Consider the following 14627-nt stretch of genomic DNA (forward strand, 5'->3'; position numbering starts at 1 on the left):
ATGTTCACCCCAATTCCGACGATTTCCGAACTGTTTCGAAGATGTGGGAGTCGATAAACCGAAGCGAATCTCGTTGGTAATTTTCGGCTATATCTTGAAACACCAGACAAAAAATAATAGCAAGAACTAGTTGGAGAACATAAATTTAGTTCTTATTGTACAATTCTGTTTACATCTACCAAAAATACCAATCTGTATATCTCGTTCCGTTTATCCATCCCTGACCCGAATTTGTATTCTCTTGGCGTGTGGAACGGTAACGAATCAAGATTAGTCTTCGGTCGTCTTCGAGGAATTATAGTGAGTTCCTGAGCGAGACCTCTGGACCTACCTCTGAGTTGCAACCGTTTCGTATTACTACTCAGTATACTGTATATTATTACTATATCCACCTCCGTTCTTATTGAGGACGATTGAACTCGTTCTCGGTCGATTCTCTTTTCCAAAACGATATCGGTGTCACATATCTAGAACCATGCGGAACCATTAACCCCCATCAAAATAACCACTGGAGTGATGAATATTAATGGCCGTGTTACCGATGGTGATGGTAAGTGCCAACAGTCCGTCGCGTACATCGTCGCCGAAGACGGCGAAAAAACACTGCAGTCGCACGGATGGGAGACGACGGCGTCGAGACCGGAGTTGCTTTCGCTCGGCGATATCGCGGAGACCGATTTGGGCGCGTACGACGTTCTGTGGTGGCACAGCGAGGAACCACTCGATGACGGAACCGAAGCGTCCGAAGAGATACGGTCGTTCGTCGAATCCGGTGGGGGTCTTCTCCTGAGTCACGGTGCCGTCCTCGCCGCCGTCTCCCTGGACATCGAAACGCAGCGTCCCGATGTCGTTCGTCGACGGTCGATGGATTCCAGCGGATTTTTGATACGAACCCTCCACGAAGACCATCCCGTCTTCGAGGGGTTCGATGAACCGGAACTCCTCACGACGTCCCGGTCGGAGGGACTCGTCGTTCGGTACGAAAAGCGCTCGCCGCACGACGGCGACGTACTGGCCGCGAGTGTCGAATCCGCACGGCGGCATCCCGCTCGGAAATCGCTCCTCCATTGGCGGGTCGGTGCGGGACGCGTCATCGGTATCGGGCACGGACTGCACGCGTCCGCGGACGAGGACCCGCATTCGTCTTCCCGTCTACGGTTGCTCGAAAACGCACTGTCCTATCTCGCGGGCGATGGAGACGTACCGCCGACGTTGGGGCGTCCGAAAGGCGAAGCGGAGTTCGAGGCGATGCGTGAGGTCGTACGGGACACCCGCCACCGGCCAGCGTATCATTTCACTCCGCCAGCGAACTGGCTCAACGACCCGAACGGCCTCGTTCAGTGGAACGGTCGCTATCACTTGTTCTATCAGTACAATCCGGCAGGACCGTTCCACGGGTCGATACACTGGGGCCATGCGGTCAGCGACGACCTCGTTCATTGGACGGACGAACCGATCGCCCTCACGCCGACCCCGGAGGGACCGGATGAACACGGTTGTTGGTCAGGATGCTTTATCGACGACGACGGAACCCCTCGGCTGTTGTACACCGGTGGGCAACACGAGGACCAACTGCCGTGTCTAGCGACCTCGGAGGACGACGGTCTTCGTTCGTGGGAGAAGGAGCCATCGAATCCGATCATCAAATCCGTTCCACGGTCGGTCGACGTCCTCTCTACCGTCGACTGGAGCGCGGAGTTTCGTGACCACTGCGTCTACAACGTCGACGACACGTGGTACCAACTCATCGGGTCGGGGGTCGAAGATGAAGGTGGAACGGCGCTTCTATTCAAATCTCAGGACCTCCGGGATTGGGAGTTTTGCTATCCACTCCTCGTCGGCGATTGGCGGGAGACGGGACCGGTATGGGAGTGTCCGGAACTCCTTCGATTCGACGAGGGGGCCCTCCTGCACGTTTCAGATTATCGAAACGTCGTCTACTTCACTGGGGAGTATGACGAGACGGCACACCGATTTGATCCGACGCATCGGGGAATACTAGATTACGGCTCCTTCTATGCGCCACAGTCCTTTGAAGACAACCGGGGACGGACCATCTCGTTCGGTTGGGTGAAAGAAGACAGAGACAGCGAGGAACGGTGGGACGCTGGCTGGTCGGGCTTGATGTCACTCCCTCGGGTCGTTACGATGACGGACGAGCAGTATCCTCGCATCACGGTGGCGGAAGAAATCACACAACTGCGTGACGAATGTCACCGATACGAGGATATCCGAGTCACACCGTCCGAAACGGGATATCTGGAGGGGATATCGGGTGACACGTTGGAGGTCGAACTCACCGTCGATGCACGGGACGTCCACGAGTTCGGTATCGTCCTCCGGCAATCACCGGACGACACCGAGCGAACCGTCGTTCGCTGTGACGTCCCGCGTCGATTGCTCACCGTCGACCGAAGCGATTCGAGTACCAATCCGAACACCAACGACGCTTCACAGACGATGCCGATTCAACTCGAGGAGGATGGGACGATTCGTTTACACGTCTTCCTCGACCGCTCCGTGCTCGAGGTCTTCGCGAACGACGCGCAGTGTCTCACCAGTCGCATCTATCCGACACGCTCGGACAGCGTCAACGTCGATCTCTTCGCAACGCGGAAAGACGTGGTCGTCGATTCGCTCGAGGTTTGGGAGCTGGATACGGCAACGCCCTGACGAAGCACGGGTTCTTTTTCGACCGGTCGGCGCTATGTCAACGAATCTAAATTAAAGATTAATCACTGTAGTTAAGAAACGTTCAAGTAGTAGGGTGAAAGACAATGATGTTAATGGGTAGCATATCGATACATCAGGTGCGAAAAGAGTACAACGGTGACACGGGGACGGTCACCGCTGTCGACGATGTCAGTCTCGACGTGAGCGATGGAGAATTTCTGACCATCGTCGGACCATCTGGCTCGGGGAAGTCGACGCTGCTCAGAATGATCGCCGGGTTGGAGGACATCACCGGCGGCAGTATTCAGATCGGTGAGACGGTTATCAACGACGTCCCGCCGCAGCATCGAGGCGTCGCGATGGTCTTCCAGAACTACGCGCTGTACCCGCACATGAGCGTGCGGAAGAACATGTCCTACGGTCTCAAGTTGACGACCGACCTCGGTAGCGACGAAATCCGTCGTCGCGTCGAGGAGACGGCGGAGATGATGGGCATCGAGGAGCACCTCGATAAGAAGCCCAACAATCTCTCCGGGGGACAACAACAGCGCGTCGCGACCGGCCGCGCCATCGTCCGTCAGCCCGAAGTGTTCCTCTTCGACGAACCGCTGTCGAATCTCGATGCGAAACTGCGACTCCACATGCGAACGGAGCTTCAGCGGATTCAGAACGAACTCGAAACCACGTCCGTCTACGTTACCCACGACCAGACGGAGGCGATGACGATGTCCGACCGCATCGTCATCCTCCGAGATGGAACGATTCAGCAGGTCGGAACGCCCGAGGAAGTGTACGCGAGACCGACGAACCGATTCGTCGCGGATTTCATCGGCTCGCCGTCGATGAACTTCTTCGACGTTTCACTCCAGGGAACGACGCTCGTCGCCCCGAGCTTCGAGTACGACATCTCATCGGAGTGGGCACAACAGATCCGCGAGAACGGAACGAGCGACGAGTTCGTCCTCGGCATTCGCCCCGAACACATCGAAGCGACGACGGACCAGTCGGCCCCGATTCGAGCGCGACTCGACGTCCTCGAACACGAAGGGAGCGATAACTACCTGTATCTCTCGCAGGGGGACGACGAATGGACGGTCCGCGTCGACGGAAACGTCCGATACGACAGCGGAACGACGGTCGCTCTCGACCTCCCGGCGGAACACATCCACGTGTTCGATAAACGCACCGGTGAGAATTTATTGCTCCGTGAGCGGCCGCTTCAAGAACGACCCGACTCGTCGGCACCTGCATGAGCGGGATGGTCGACGGGACTCCACCGGCCGCCGCGGATGGAATCTGCAGAACCGTGTGACGAACGCTCGACTACGAACCGAAAACGGAAATCGATACAATGACGCAGAACGACGCCAACACGACCGAATCGAACGGAAACCGAATCTCTCGTCGCCACGCTATCGGGACGGGTGGTGCGGTGTTGACGACCGCGCTCGCGGGGTGTAGCGGACTCACCGGCGGTGGCGGGTCGGATTCGGATAACTCGGGGAAATCCGGTGATGTCAACGTGGATTACTGGATGTACTTCGGGGCGCAGGAAAAGAAGGAGATGACGGAACTGGTCGACGAATTCAACAAAAAGGACAACGGTATCCACATCAACGCGCAAAGCGTTCCGTTCGGAAGCTTCCTCAACAAACTGTTTACCGCCGTCAACTCCGGAAATGCACCGCACATCGCCAGTTACTACGCCTCGTACGGTCGGCATCTCAAACCGATAACGGACCCCATCGACGATTACCTCTCGTCGAAGTCGAAGAGCGCGTACTTCGATATCGCACGCGAGAACACCAAGATAGACGGGGACACCTACGCACTTCCCATCGACGTTCACGGCAAGGGGCTGTACACGAACGACAAAGTCCTCGAGAAAGCGGGTGTCGACCCGGACTTTTCCGACTGGGATTCGTTCTCGAACGCTGCGAACACCATCAAAAAGAAAACCGACGCTCGTCCCTTCTCGTTCATCAACTGGAAAGCGGGGCAAGCGGCGTACCGCGCATACATCATCGCCCTCACGCAAGCGGGCGGTAACGTCCTCACCGGTGAGCCGGGGGACTACAAAGTCGCATTCGACAACGAGAAAGGGATGGAAACGGCCCAGCTCATGACCGACATCACCGGGAAGCTCGGCTGGGACTCCCAGAAGTTCCAGAGCGAATCCGCGCGCGTGGAGGATTTCGTCTCGGGCAAACTCGGCATGTTCATCGCCGGAACGTGGTCGGTCAACAACTTCGAAAACGAGAACGGCGAAATTCCGTCCGATCTCTCCTTTACGTTCCAGAAACCGTTCATGTTCCCCGGAGAGGGCGACGACGTTGCATGGGCCGAGTCGAATTCGCTGTACTTCCCGACGAACTCGAACCACACCGAGGAGGAGAAGAAAGCGGCCGTCGAGTTCGCGGAATTCGCGACCCAAAACAACACCCTGTGGGCGTCCGCTGGCGGTCACCTCCCGGCCGCGAAATCCGTGGCGACCTCGAAGAAAGTCAAGAACACGAAGCTCTGGACGGAGTTCGACACCATCTCGACCATGTACGAAATGGTGAAGGACAAACAGGTTCGGTACCAGCCACGGACCGGAATTCACATCAACAGCGACAAGTTCTGGGGTCCGTTCATCGACATGTATCTTCACAATACGTCCGTGAAGAAGGGTGTGAAAAACAGTGCGACGTCGCTCCAGCAAGCCTTAGATCGGCAGTAGGTGGTTCATCATGAGTAACGTCGATACATCTACAACCGCGGGGCGATTCGGGTCCATCCGAGAGCAGGTCGGAAGTCAGTCGACACGCCAGCTTCTCGCTGGGATCCTGTTTGCGGCCCCGTACTTGCTGTTGTTCAGCGTCTTTTTGCTGTATCCGCTGCTGAAGGGGCTCTACATGAGCCTCTTCGAGTGGAACTTCCTCGACCCGTCGCAGTCGACGTTCGTCGGGGCGGCGAACTACGCTCGCTTGTTGAACGACCCGATGTTCTGGAACGCGTTCTGGAACACCATTCAGTTCGTCGCGATGACCGTTCCGCTCATCCTCGTCGTGAGCATGGTGCTCGCACTGGGGTTGAACAAGGAACTGAAGGGGAGCCGAATCCTCCAGTTCATCTACTTCAGCCCGTACGTGCTCACCGTTTCGGTCGTCGGTATCGTCTGGCTCCAGATGTTCGCACAGAACGGCATCGGGACGCTGTTGCTCGGCTGGCTCTTCGATGGGTCGCCCCTAAACTCGAAGTTCTGGGCGATGCCCGTCATCGTCGTCACGACCGTGTGGTGGCAATCCGGGTTCTACTTCGCCGTGTTGCTCGCGGCGCGCCAGAACGTTCCCTCTCGACTCTACGAAGCGGCGCGTCTCGACGGCGCGGGGCCGTGGCGTATGTTCTGGGACATCACGCTTCCGCACATGAAAAACGCCGTCCTGTTCGTGCTGGTCGCATCGACTATCTTCCAGTTCCAGATATTCGGCCAGCCGTACATCATGACCAAGGGCGGTCCGGCCGGACACACACAGACACTCGTCTTGTACCTCTATCAACTCGGATTCGAAACGCGCGACCTCGGCTTCGGCGCAGCGGTGGGATACACGCTGTTGGCTATCCTGGTCGGCGTCTCGATTCTGAACTACGTCATCGTGGGGACGAACAATGAGTAATACAGATACTACCGCCGACGAATCACAGGCCGAATATTTCGACAGCGAACGGCTCTACCGCATCGGATTGTACGTCGTCATGTACGGGCTGGCCGCACTGTTCTTCATCCCGTACTGGCGGATGTTCCAGCTATCGGTGACGCCGATGAAGTTCATCTCGCAGGGTGGATTTCACCTCGTCCCGCCGGAAATCACGTTCGCGATTTGGAAGCGATACCTCATCGAAGAGCCCATCATCTACCAGTGGGCGTTCAACACGCTGTTAATCTCCTCTATCACGACGTTCATCGTGTTGGTCGTCGACTCGATGATCGCCTACTCCATCACGCGGTTGGAGTGGCCCGGGCGAAGCATCGTGCTGGGCGTCATCATGGCCAGCTTCATGATTCCCGGATACGTGAACATCATTCCGCTCTACACGTTGGTCAACGACCTCGGGCTCATCAACTCCTACTGGGCCATCATCCTGCCGTTCGCGGCCGGACCGCTCGGCGTATTCTTGCTCGTGCAGTTCTTCCGCGATATCCCGAAGGAACTGGAGGAAGCGGCGCGGCTCGACGGATTCTCGTCGGTGCGTATCTACACGCACATGATTCTCCCGCTATCGACGCCCATCCTGACCGCGTTGGGGCTGTTCGTGTTCATCTGGAGTTGGAATCAGTTCCTCTGGCCACTCATCGTTCTGAACGACGATGCGCTCTTCACGCTCCCCATCGGCGTCGTCACGCTCCGCTCGGTGAACGCGCTCTCGCCGAACCTCATCATGACGTCGCTCGCGCTCGCCTCGATGCCGTTGTTCATCGTCTTCCTCCTATTCCAGGACAAACTCATCTCGAGCGTCCAGATGCAAGCGGGGACGGGATAACACATGGCCGAAACGACGGACCAAATCGCGTTTCGTAGCGCGCTCACGGCGGTGCCGAGCTTCGTCTACGGCAACGCACTTCGATTGGTCGTCCTGAGCGTCGCGTGGGTCATTTGTCTGCTTCCGGTCATCACGGTCGGACCCGCGACGCTGCTCGCGTATGCGGCCGTTCAGGACCTGCGGTCGGAGCGGAACGCGGTGGATGCCTCGCGCTTGGGGTCGGTTCTCCGACGGAACGGCGTTGCGAGCGTCATCTTCAGCGGCGTCCCGGTTGTCTTCGGCGGTATCTCGGTTCTCTACGGAATTCCGGCGCTCTCGCGGAGCATGCTGCTCGGCGAAATCATCGCGCTCATCGCCGGGTATATTGCGATGTATTCCGCGTTGGTGTTGGTTCCAACGTTCAGTGCCATGGCGAGGGGCGTCTCTCCGGTGAGTGCGCTTCGCTACGGGATTCGGTGGGTCGCTTCCCACCCGACTGCCGTGCTCTCGATGGCGCTTCTCACGGTCGTCACCTTCGCCGTGACCGCGTTGCTCATGGTCGCGTTCCCCCTCCTGTTCGCTGGAATCGCCTTCTCGTTGCACGTCATCGTCACCGACGAGTTCGACACGTACACGGACGAAAACGGGCGGGCTTCGGCACCGGCGGCCGTGTGAGCACCCCCGCTTCGTCTTCACCGTCCGTTCGGTATCGTATCGACCGGGACGAGACCTGCGCTCGTGTGAGGATTATCGCGTGCTTGTGTGATATTCAAGCGATTTACGTGACGTAGACGGAAATAAATATATTATTTTATAAAATTTTACTTGAAAATATTTCGCCGTGTGATGCATCTCGAAACTGCCTTTAGGATGTGGTAATATTGTAGACGCATGGACGATCAGGTCGAGGCGGAAGACACGGTTCTCCAGGAGACGCTCGAGGAGAACATCGGGATGTCTCAGTACGAGGCCAGTGTGTACCTCGCTCTTATCCGCGGCGGAAAGCAGTCGATGACGGAAATCTCGGAGTCGAGCGGCGTCCCGAAACAGCGAGTCTACGACACCGTCAGTGACCTTCGGAACGAGGGATTCGTCGAGGTCATCGACGACTATCCGCGGAAAGCCTACGCCATCGACCCGTCCGAAGCGCTCTCGCCCATCAAGCAACAGATAACGCGAACGGAGGAACGACTCGACGAACTACACGAAGCGGTCGAGGAAGTCGAGGGCGGTGTCGCGCTGTTCAAGAGCGAACCGACCATCGAGAAATACATACGAAAGGTGATCGAATCGGCGGAGGATAGCCTCTTTCTCCTTCTTCCGCGGAAACACCTGGACACATTTCGAGACGACCTGACGGCTCTGCCCTCCGACGTTCATTCTCGCCTCATCGTTTCCGACCTGCCCGAAGACGATGTCGACGGCGACGATATCTACTTGGACGAATCACTCTCGGCCCTTGCAGACGACATTCACGGGGTCACCTCCAACGAACCGCTCATGGTGAGCGCGGATCGGGAACGCGCATTCTACTGGACTCACGGCTCGAAACGGAAGATGACGTCCGAAATGCAGGGATTCTACATCACGAACCCGGAGCTAGGATTCCTTTTTGATAGATTCCTCTCCGATTCCATCTGGCCGCTCGCTCGCCCGGTGAACCCGACGGGCGAACCCGATTGGCCCACGTTCCCGAAGGAATACATCCGACTCAAAGACTGTCTTTCCGACCTCAAACGCGTGACACGAGAACGGGCGCTCGAGTCCTTCGAGGTGGAATTCGAGGGCTACGATACCGGAACCGGTGAAGCGGTGACGAAGCGTGGAACGGTCGCCGGGTATTACTTTACCGAATTCGACATCAGAGCGACGCTCAAAGTCGAACTCGACCCGGAATACGATTCCGGCACAGCTGACGTCGTTACCGTCGGCGGGTGGAAAGCGACGTACGAAGACTACCAAGCACGTCGTCTCACCGTTTGGGAAAAGAGCGGGAAGGACCATCCCGCCACCATCGACGACGAAACGGAACGTCACCTCCGGCGGTGTCGAGAAGAGATTCCCGAGGAGTTCGGCGACGGTCGAATCGCACTCGGGATGGATGCGTTCGTCGACCGAATGCGTGAATTCGTCGAGGAACGGAACGGGTCCCGTGATTACGAATCGATGCGAAAGTTCGGCGACCTGAAAGAGTTACTCATCGAATTCGAGGCGAGCGACAGCGTCCCGGTCATCGAGTGGGTCCCCACCGAAACGATTCCCGGTGGACACACGGTCCATCTCGGGCAAGTTTTCGACGACTTCGGGTACGACCTCACCGTCTTTGGAACGTTCGGCGACCCGATACATTCCGTGTTCGAAGACGTGTTCTCGACCCACGATGTCCTCAGTGCGGGCGAGCCGACCTTCGCCGATTACATCCTGTTCGAAGATGGGAAGCTCATCCTCCGCGAGCCGAACTTCGACCAAGTGGATTGGGACACGGTGGTCGAGGATATCGGTACCGAGACGCTCGCGGAGTCCGTCGACGGGACGACCGTCCTCGGTTTCGGGTCGTGGTCGAATATTCCGTCGCTTCCGTCCGTTTGGGATGGATTTCGGGACGAGATTTGGCCGCTCCTCGAACACCCGCCGGACTCGGTCGTCATCTCGCCCGCGGACATCCAGCAGATGTCACCGGACCTCGTCAAAGACGGGCTCCAGTCCCTCCGCGCCCTCGACGACGTCGTTCCCGTGACGGTTACGACGAACCGGACACAAGCAAAGCGTCTTCTCACGGTCCTCGACGAGGAAAGGACGGACAGTTCGCTTTCGAACACGGCCATGACCCTCCGTGACGAAATCGGTGTTTCCAAATTCGTGGTCCACACGCTTCTCGAGGCGGCGCTCGCCCGAGAATCCGGTATCGTGACCGCGCGAGCACCCAGACCGGACCCCGAACAGGTCACGAACTCCGATGCTCACTTCGATACGGGGCTGACGCTCGGCCACGCAGAGGGGCTGTCCGACGGGACGTCACTCATCCTCGCGAACACTGTCGCGGGGTGTTTCATGCGCGAGGGAGTTCCGCCGACCGAGGAATCTATCCGTCACCTCCTCGACCAATACGATACCCTCTTCGAGACGCAATAGCCCCGCATCGACCGAACACCACGCTCGACATAGACGAACGATACCGGGCGGAAGCAACCATACTCGACGAGACTGACCGTTTCACGCCGACACGGAATTCGGTTTGTGAACTTCGACGTATCGGCCGCCGGTTCCTGAAGGCGAATACTTACTCCCCTCGATCACGTTCATTCTACGGTACAATGGTCGAGAGCGGACTACGACGATTGACCAGCCGTCGCTGGAAGGTGGGAGTCGGTATCCTTCTGGCGCTCATCCTCATCGTCGTCGGTGGTGTCGCGGTGTACTTCTCGCTTCCACATCACGGGACGTCGGCCTCGGTGCAGTCGGTGGCAAACGACCCACACGTCTCGATTTCGAAAACGGATGGCGTGACGGTTCTTTCCCCCACGAACGGGACTTCGACCGTCGGACTCGTTTTCTATCCCGGCGCGCGCGTTGCACCGGATGCCTACTATGCCTCTCTCGCACCGTTAGTACGACGTGCCAACGTGACGGTCTTCGTCCCGAAAATGCCGTTCAACGTCGCCCTTCTCGATGTGGGCGCTGCGGGGGAAGTCAGGTCTCGGTATTCCGGGATTCGGACGTGGTTCGTCGGCGGACATTCGCTCGGGGGCGTTGCCGCTTGTCGATATGCGAGCTCACACGACGTCCGAGGACTGGTGCAGTTCGCGTCGTATTGCGATACCAACGTGAGCGAACGTCCGATAGACGTACTGACCGTCTCTGGCAGCAGGGATACCGTTTTGGACCGGGAGGCCTACCGTGAGAGTAGGAATCTCCTTCCGCAGAACGCGACGTTCCGCGAAATCACCGGAATGAACCACACTGAATTCGGTTCGTATCGCGGCCAGCAAGGGGACTCACGGGCGACCATCTCGTACGCCGTCGCCCACCGACGGCTAGCGGATATCCTCGTTCCGTGGCTGAGCAAATCGGTTACTGCGACTGCGTAGCCGGGCTTGTCAACCAGTTCGGTCAGTCCGTTCGTCTTGTCCCCATGCCCGTGCTTTGAACCATCGTTACCGGATGAAATATCACTTATCTCAGCCCATTCTCCAGATAATCGAGGACTGTCGGCCAGGAGTCCGCCGCGGCCCGTGCATTCGCTTTCGGGCTTCCCCCGTTGGTATCGTTCGTCGGGACACCGGTGTAATCGGCGTAGGGCACTCCAAAGATGTGTCCCGAATTGCAGTACGTCCGAAGGCCAAACGGGCGAGGATGGTCTCGTCGGCGCAACCGGTCGACCGTCAGCGCCGCCACCGCGGTCGATGGCCACTGCTGGTCGTCCCCGCCAGCGAACAGTAACACGGGCCCGTCTATCTCCTCGACGGGAACGAGTGCCTGCTCGAGAAGCCGCTCCGGAGTCCGTGACCGAATCGCGTTCGGGAGCAATGCGGCGCGACAGTCGTGTCGACCGTGATCTTCGATCGCGTCGAACGTCGCTCGAATGGCGTCCGGGTTCGCAACCGGAGAGCCGTTGCGAGTCCAGGCGGGGCGGTCGATGTATCTCGTCGGGGGTACTCCGGCGACTCCGTGCCGGACGACACCGCCGCCGGAGTACCCGATTACCGCCACCGGCCCGTCGTACCCCGTTGCCGTCAGTAACGCGGCCTCGACGCCGCGTGAGATTCCGAATAAACCGATTCCCGTGTCGTGAACCGTCGGCCGCCCCGTCAGCCACCGAATCGCGGTATCGAAGTATTCGAGCGGGATTCGTTCGAGCGATTCCGGCAGTCCCGGCGCGTCGAAGTACTGCAGTGCAAGGGTCGCGTACCCGTGTGTCGCCAACATCTCGCTCAACCGATGCGGAACGGAGGCCGACGCGCCGTGGAGTGCAACGATTCCCGGATGCGGTCCCCGCGTTGCCGGTTCGTACAGCCATCCGACCAGTCCGTTCGCTTCGACCGACCGTCGTGAAACTCCCGGGTCGACGAGTACGCGCGACTGTGAGCGGGACGGCGTCGAAGTGCCGAAGAGCCCGGAGTGGGCGTGGAACGAGAGTGTGACAGAATTCCGACTTCCCATGAAGAAATTTGGCGACGATGCAAAGAGGCTCTCGAAGGAGAGACGGTGAAGGATCATCGAGACCGTCAACCGTTCCGCTATCCGGCGGCCTCGCTCGGATCCATACCAATTCGACTTCGGTGCGTTGTTGGTGAAATCCTCGTTTACGAGCGTCGCCGCGCCGCTCTCGTCCGTTCGAAGCGACCACGAACCCGTATAGTCGCGGCCCGCTTCATCGGTGGCTTCACACTCAAGAGTCACGACGGTCCGTGGTTCGAAGCCACTCACTCGGAGTCGAAGCGGGGTTCCAACCTTCGTTCGGGCCGGACGGTCGATCGACCCCGCGTTCTCATCGACGAGTGCGGTATCGAGACAGCCGCCGGTAGCGGCCGCAGCGACGGCGAGCGACGACGCCAGCCACTCACGTCGGGAAACTCGTCTCGAAGTCACCAAACCGGTTAGCGAATGTTCACCTTTCACCGTCTTAAAATGCGGGACGCGTTCCGGTCCGAACTGTGCCACCCGGTACCGGATTCGACCTCGCTCGGTCGGTTCCCGGAGTCGTGGCTTGTCAACGATACGTTGACTCGGTTGCTCCGTTCTCGGCCTCGACTCGCATGATCACTTTAGGATACAACGCGTATCGTACAGGATAGTGAACGTCTATCGTTTTTATCCCGACCCTTTGCCAAATCATTAAATGAATACATCATATCCATTTTCATTGAGAGTTAAAATAACTTCTCACGTTTCGGATGGATTATTTATTTATTTTCAAATACATGTCCACAAAACTTATCATATGCAATTGTCTTCCGGTAATTGTTGCATGAATAACAATACACGACGAACCTTCCTGAAGGGAGTCGGCGTCACCGCAACTGCACTCGGAATTGGTGGAAACATCGTACTCGCAGAGGAGACGGACGGCACCGAGACGGACGACCCTCCTGCTGGGTGGTCGCTCTATCGTGGAACCAACGGCCGGACAGGTGCCACTCGCATGGGTGGGCCGACGGACGCCGGAAACCTCGATGTGATCGAATGGACGAATCCGGACGGTAGTATCGGCGAGCCCGTCGTCGCCGACGACACGGTGTATCTCGCCGTCCGGGAAAGCGATGGTCCGGGCGCGACGGCCGGGTTCGTTGCCGCGTACGACCTCCAAACCGGCACCGAAAAATGGAAACAAACGACCCCCGCACCGCATACGCCCACCGTCGGCACTGACAGGGTCTATTTCCTCACGTCGGCTCCGGAATCCCCGGACCCGGATGACGGCGGGGTCTTCGCCCTGGACATCGAAACCGGGGAGGTTGCGTGGACGCGTACCGACTACGTAACGTACGGCCAACCGGTGTGGACACAACCGATACTCGCGGATGAGGGGCTCCTCACGACGAACGTCTCTACCGGGTCGGCGTACGCGCTCGACCCCGCCACCGGTGATACCGTGTGGAAAACCGGGGGTGTGGAGGGTGACGTGGCGTACGCCGACGGAACCGTCTACACTACTGACGGCACCGCGGTAGATGCGTCAGACGGGAGCAAAAAGTGGAGCGTCGAAGGGTCCATCGAAATGGTCGCCGACGGCTCCGCGTACGGCACCACAGAGGGGACCGTTCACTCGTGGTCCGTCGGCGATGGAGCCAGCCAGTGGTCCACATCGATCGAGGGCGAATTCGGTCAGTTCGCACTCGGTGACGAGCAGTTGTTGGTCGTCACCGAAGAGGAGAATACCCATAGGGCGACCGCGTTGGACGCGACCAGCGGTAAAGAACGGTGGAGCGTCGAACCCCTTTCGGCCCTGTCCGGCCTGTCGGTCGGCGACGGCATCGTCTACGTCGGCGGTAGACGAGCGGTCGATGACGGGACGGACGAAGCGGTCGTGCTTGCCATCGACCCGGCCTCCGGCGAACCCACGTGGAGTCTTCGACTCCCCGCCCGGACCGAGCAGACGGACAATTTCGATGGACTCACAGCGACGACACCGGTCGCGGTGGACGGGTCGCTGCTCGTTTCATCGTCACCGCACGACGTCGATCCGTTTTGGTACGAGAGTGATGGATACACCCGGGACGAAATCCTCTATCGAATCACGGCGGACGAATCGCCCGCTGATGACGATGCATCGGGCGGGGATGAGACGGACGATGAAGATTCGAACGGAAACGAATCCAACGGGGACGAATCCGACGCTGACGACTCGACAGACGGTTCGGAGGATACGGACGAGGAGACGGAGAACGACCGCTGTAATTGATATCTCTGGGACCGTGAGGTCATCGTCCTCCGAAACCACCACCACGTTT

10 protein-coding genes are annotated in these 14627 nt (G+C 58.5%); 9 read left to right on the forward strand and 1 reads right to left on the reverse strand.

Annotated elements, in window-relative coordinates; all coding sequences use genetic code 11:
• The first annotated feature begins 516 nt into the window (after nt 1–516).
• The 8 genes from V5735_RS20545 (at nt 517) to V5735_RS20580 (ending at nt 11264) form a co-directional block, all read left to right on the forward strand.
• Nucleotides 517–2673, forward strand: coding sequence for a GH32 C-terminal domain-containing protein (locus V5735_RS20545; protein WP_423747010.1), 2157 nt, complete (start codon nt 517–519; stop codon nt 2671–2673).
• Nucleotides 2674–2786: 113 nt separating this feature from the next.
• Nucleotides 2787–3926: an ABC transporter ATP-binding protein gene (locus V5735_RS20550; RefSeq protein ID WP_423747011.1), complete on the forward strand. Its 1140-nt coding sequence runs from the start codon at nt 2787–2789 to the stop codon at nt 3924–3926.
• A gap of 98 nt (nt 3927–4024) precedes the next feature.
• Entirely contained in the window at nt 4025–5395 is a 1371-nt protein-coding gene (locus V5735_RS20555) for an extracellular solute-binding protein (protein ID WP_423747012.1), read from the forward strand.
• A gap of 10 nt (nt 5396–5405) precedes the next feature.
• Nucleotides 5406–6332, forward strand: a complete 927-nt coding sequence (locus V5735_RS20560) for a carbohydrate ABC transporter permease (protein WP_423747013.1) — start codon at nt 5406–5408, stop codon at nt 6330–6332.
• Nucleotides 6325–7197: a carbohydrate ABC transporter permease gene (locus tag V5735_RS20565; protein ID WP_423747014.1), complete on the forward strand. Its 873-nt coding sequence runs from the start codon at nt 6325–6327 to the stop codon at nt 7195–7197. The genes V5735_RS20560 and V5735_RS20565 overlap by 8 nt, the downstream gene beginning before the upstream one ends.
• A gap of 3 nt (nt 7198–7200) precedes the next feature.
• Complete coding sequence (locus V5735_RS20570) at nt 7201–7851, forward strand: hypothetical protein (protein WP_423747015.1); 651 nt, start codon at nt 7201–7203, stop codon at nt 7849–7851.
• 216 nt (nt 7852–8067) lie between these two features.
• A complete protein-coding gene (locus V5735_RS20575; RefSeq protein WP_423747016.1) occupies nt 8068–10308 on the forward strand; it encodes a TrmB family transcriptional regulator in 2241 nt (746 codons plus the stop codon).
• A 182-nt stretch (nt 10309–10490) separates the two neighbouring features.
• On the forward strand, nt 10491–11264 hold the full coding sequence (locus tag V5735_RS20580; protein ID WP_423747017.1) for an alpha/beta hydrolase: 774 nt from the start codon (nt 10491–10493) through the stop codon (nt 11262–11264).
• Nucleotides 11265–11349: 85 nt separating this feature from the next.
• On the opposite strand, the gene V5735_RS20585 is transcribed toward V5735_RS20580, so the two are convergent.
• Nucleotides 11350–12765: an acyl-CoA thioester hydrolase/BAAT C-terminal domain-containing protein gene (locus tag V5735_RS20585; protein ID WP_423747018.1), complete on the reverse strand. Its 1416-nt coding sequence runs from the start codon at nt 12763–12765 to the stop codon at nt 11350–11352.
• 379 nt (nt 12766–13144) lie between these two features.
• On the opposite strand from V5735_RS20585, the gene V5735_RS20590 reads away from it, so the two are divergent.
• The gene (locus V5735_RS20590; protein ID WP_423747019.1) at nt 13145–14578 is read left to right on the forward strand and encodes a PQQ-binding-like beta-propeller repeat protein; all 1434 of its coding nucleotides are present in this window, start codon (nt 13145–13147) and stop codon (nt 14576–14578) included.
• Nucleotides 14579–14627: the final 49 nt, after the last annotated feature.

Origin of the sequence: Haladaptatus sp. SPP-AMP-3, from assembly GCF_049568665.1 — an archaeon.
Lineage (GTDB): Archaea > Halobacteriota > Halobacteria > Halobacteriales > Haladaptataceae > Haladaptatus > Haladaptatus paucihalophilus.

What these genes read in the sequence shown, in the direction of transcription:
- V5735_RS20575 (WP_423747016.1), top strand. Translation starts at nt 8,068, where the DNA reads ATGGACGATCAGGTCGAGGCGGAAGACACGGTTCTCCAGGAGACGCTC.
- V5735_RS20555 (WP_423747012.1), top strand. Translation starts at nt 4,025, where the DNA reads ATGACGCAGAACGACGCCAACACGACCGAATCGAACGGAAACCGAATC.
- V5735_RS20570 (WP_423747015.1), top strand. Translation starts at nt 7,201, where the DNA reads ATGGCCGAAACGACGGACCAAATCGCGTTTCGTAGCGCGCTCACGGCG.
- V5735_RS20580 (WP_423747017.1), top strand. Translation starts at nt 10,491, where the DNA reads ATGGTCGAGAGCGGACTACGACGATTGACCAGCCGTCGCTGGAAGGTG.
- V5735_RS20565 (WP_423747014.1), top strand. Translation starts at nt 6,325, where the DNA reads ATGAGTAATACAGATACTACCGCCGACGAATCACAGGCCGAATATTTC.
- V5735_RS20545 (WP_423747010.1), top strand. Translation starts at nt 517, where the DNA reads ATGAATATTAATGGCCGTGTTACCGATGGTGATGGTAAGTGCCAACAG.
- V5735_RS20590 (WP_423747019.1), top strand. Translation starts at nt 13,145, where the DNA reads ATGAATAACAATACACGACGAACCTTCCTGAAGGGAGTCGGCGTCACC.
- V5735_RS20560 (WP_423747013.1), top strand. Translation starts at nt 5,406, where the DNA reads ATGAGTAACGTCGATACATCTACAACCGCGGGGCGATTCGGGTCCATC.
- V5735_RS20550 (WP_423747011.1), top strand. Translation starts at nt 2,787, where the DNA reads ATGGGTAGCATATCGATACATCAGGTGCGAAAAGAGTACAACGGTGAC.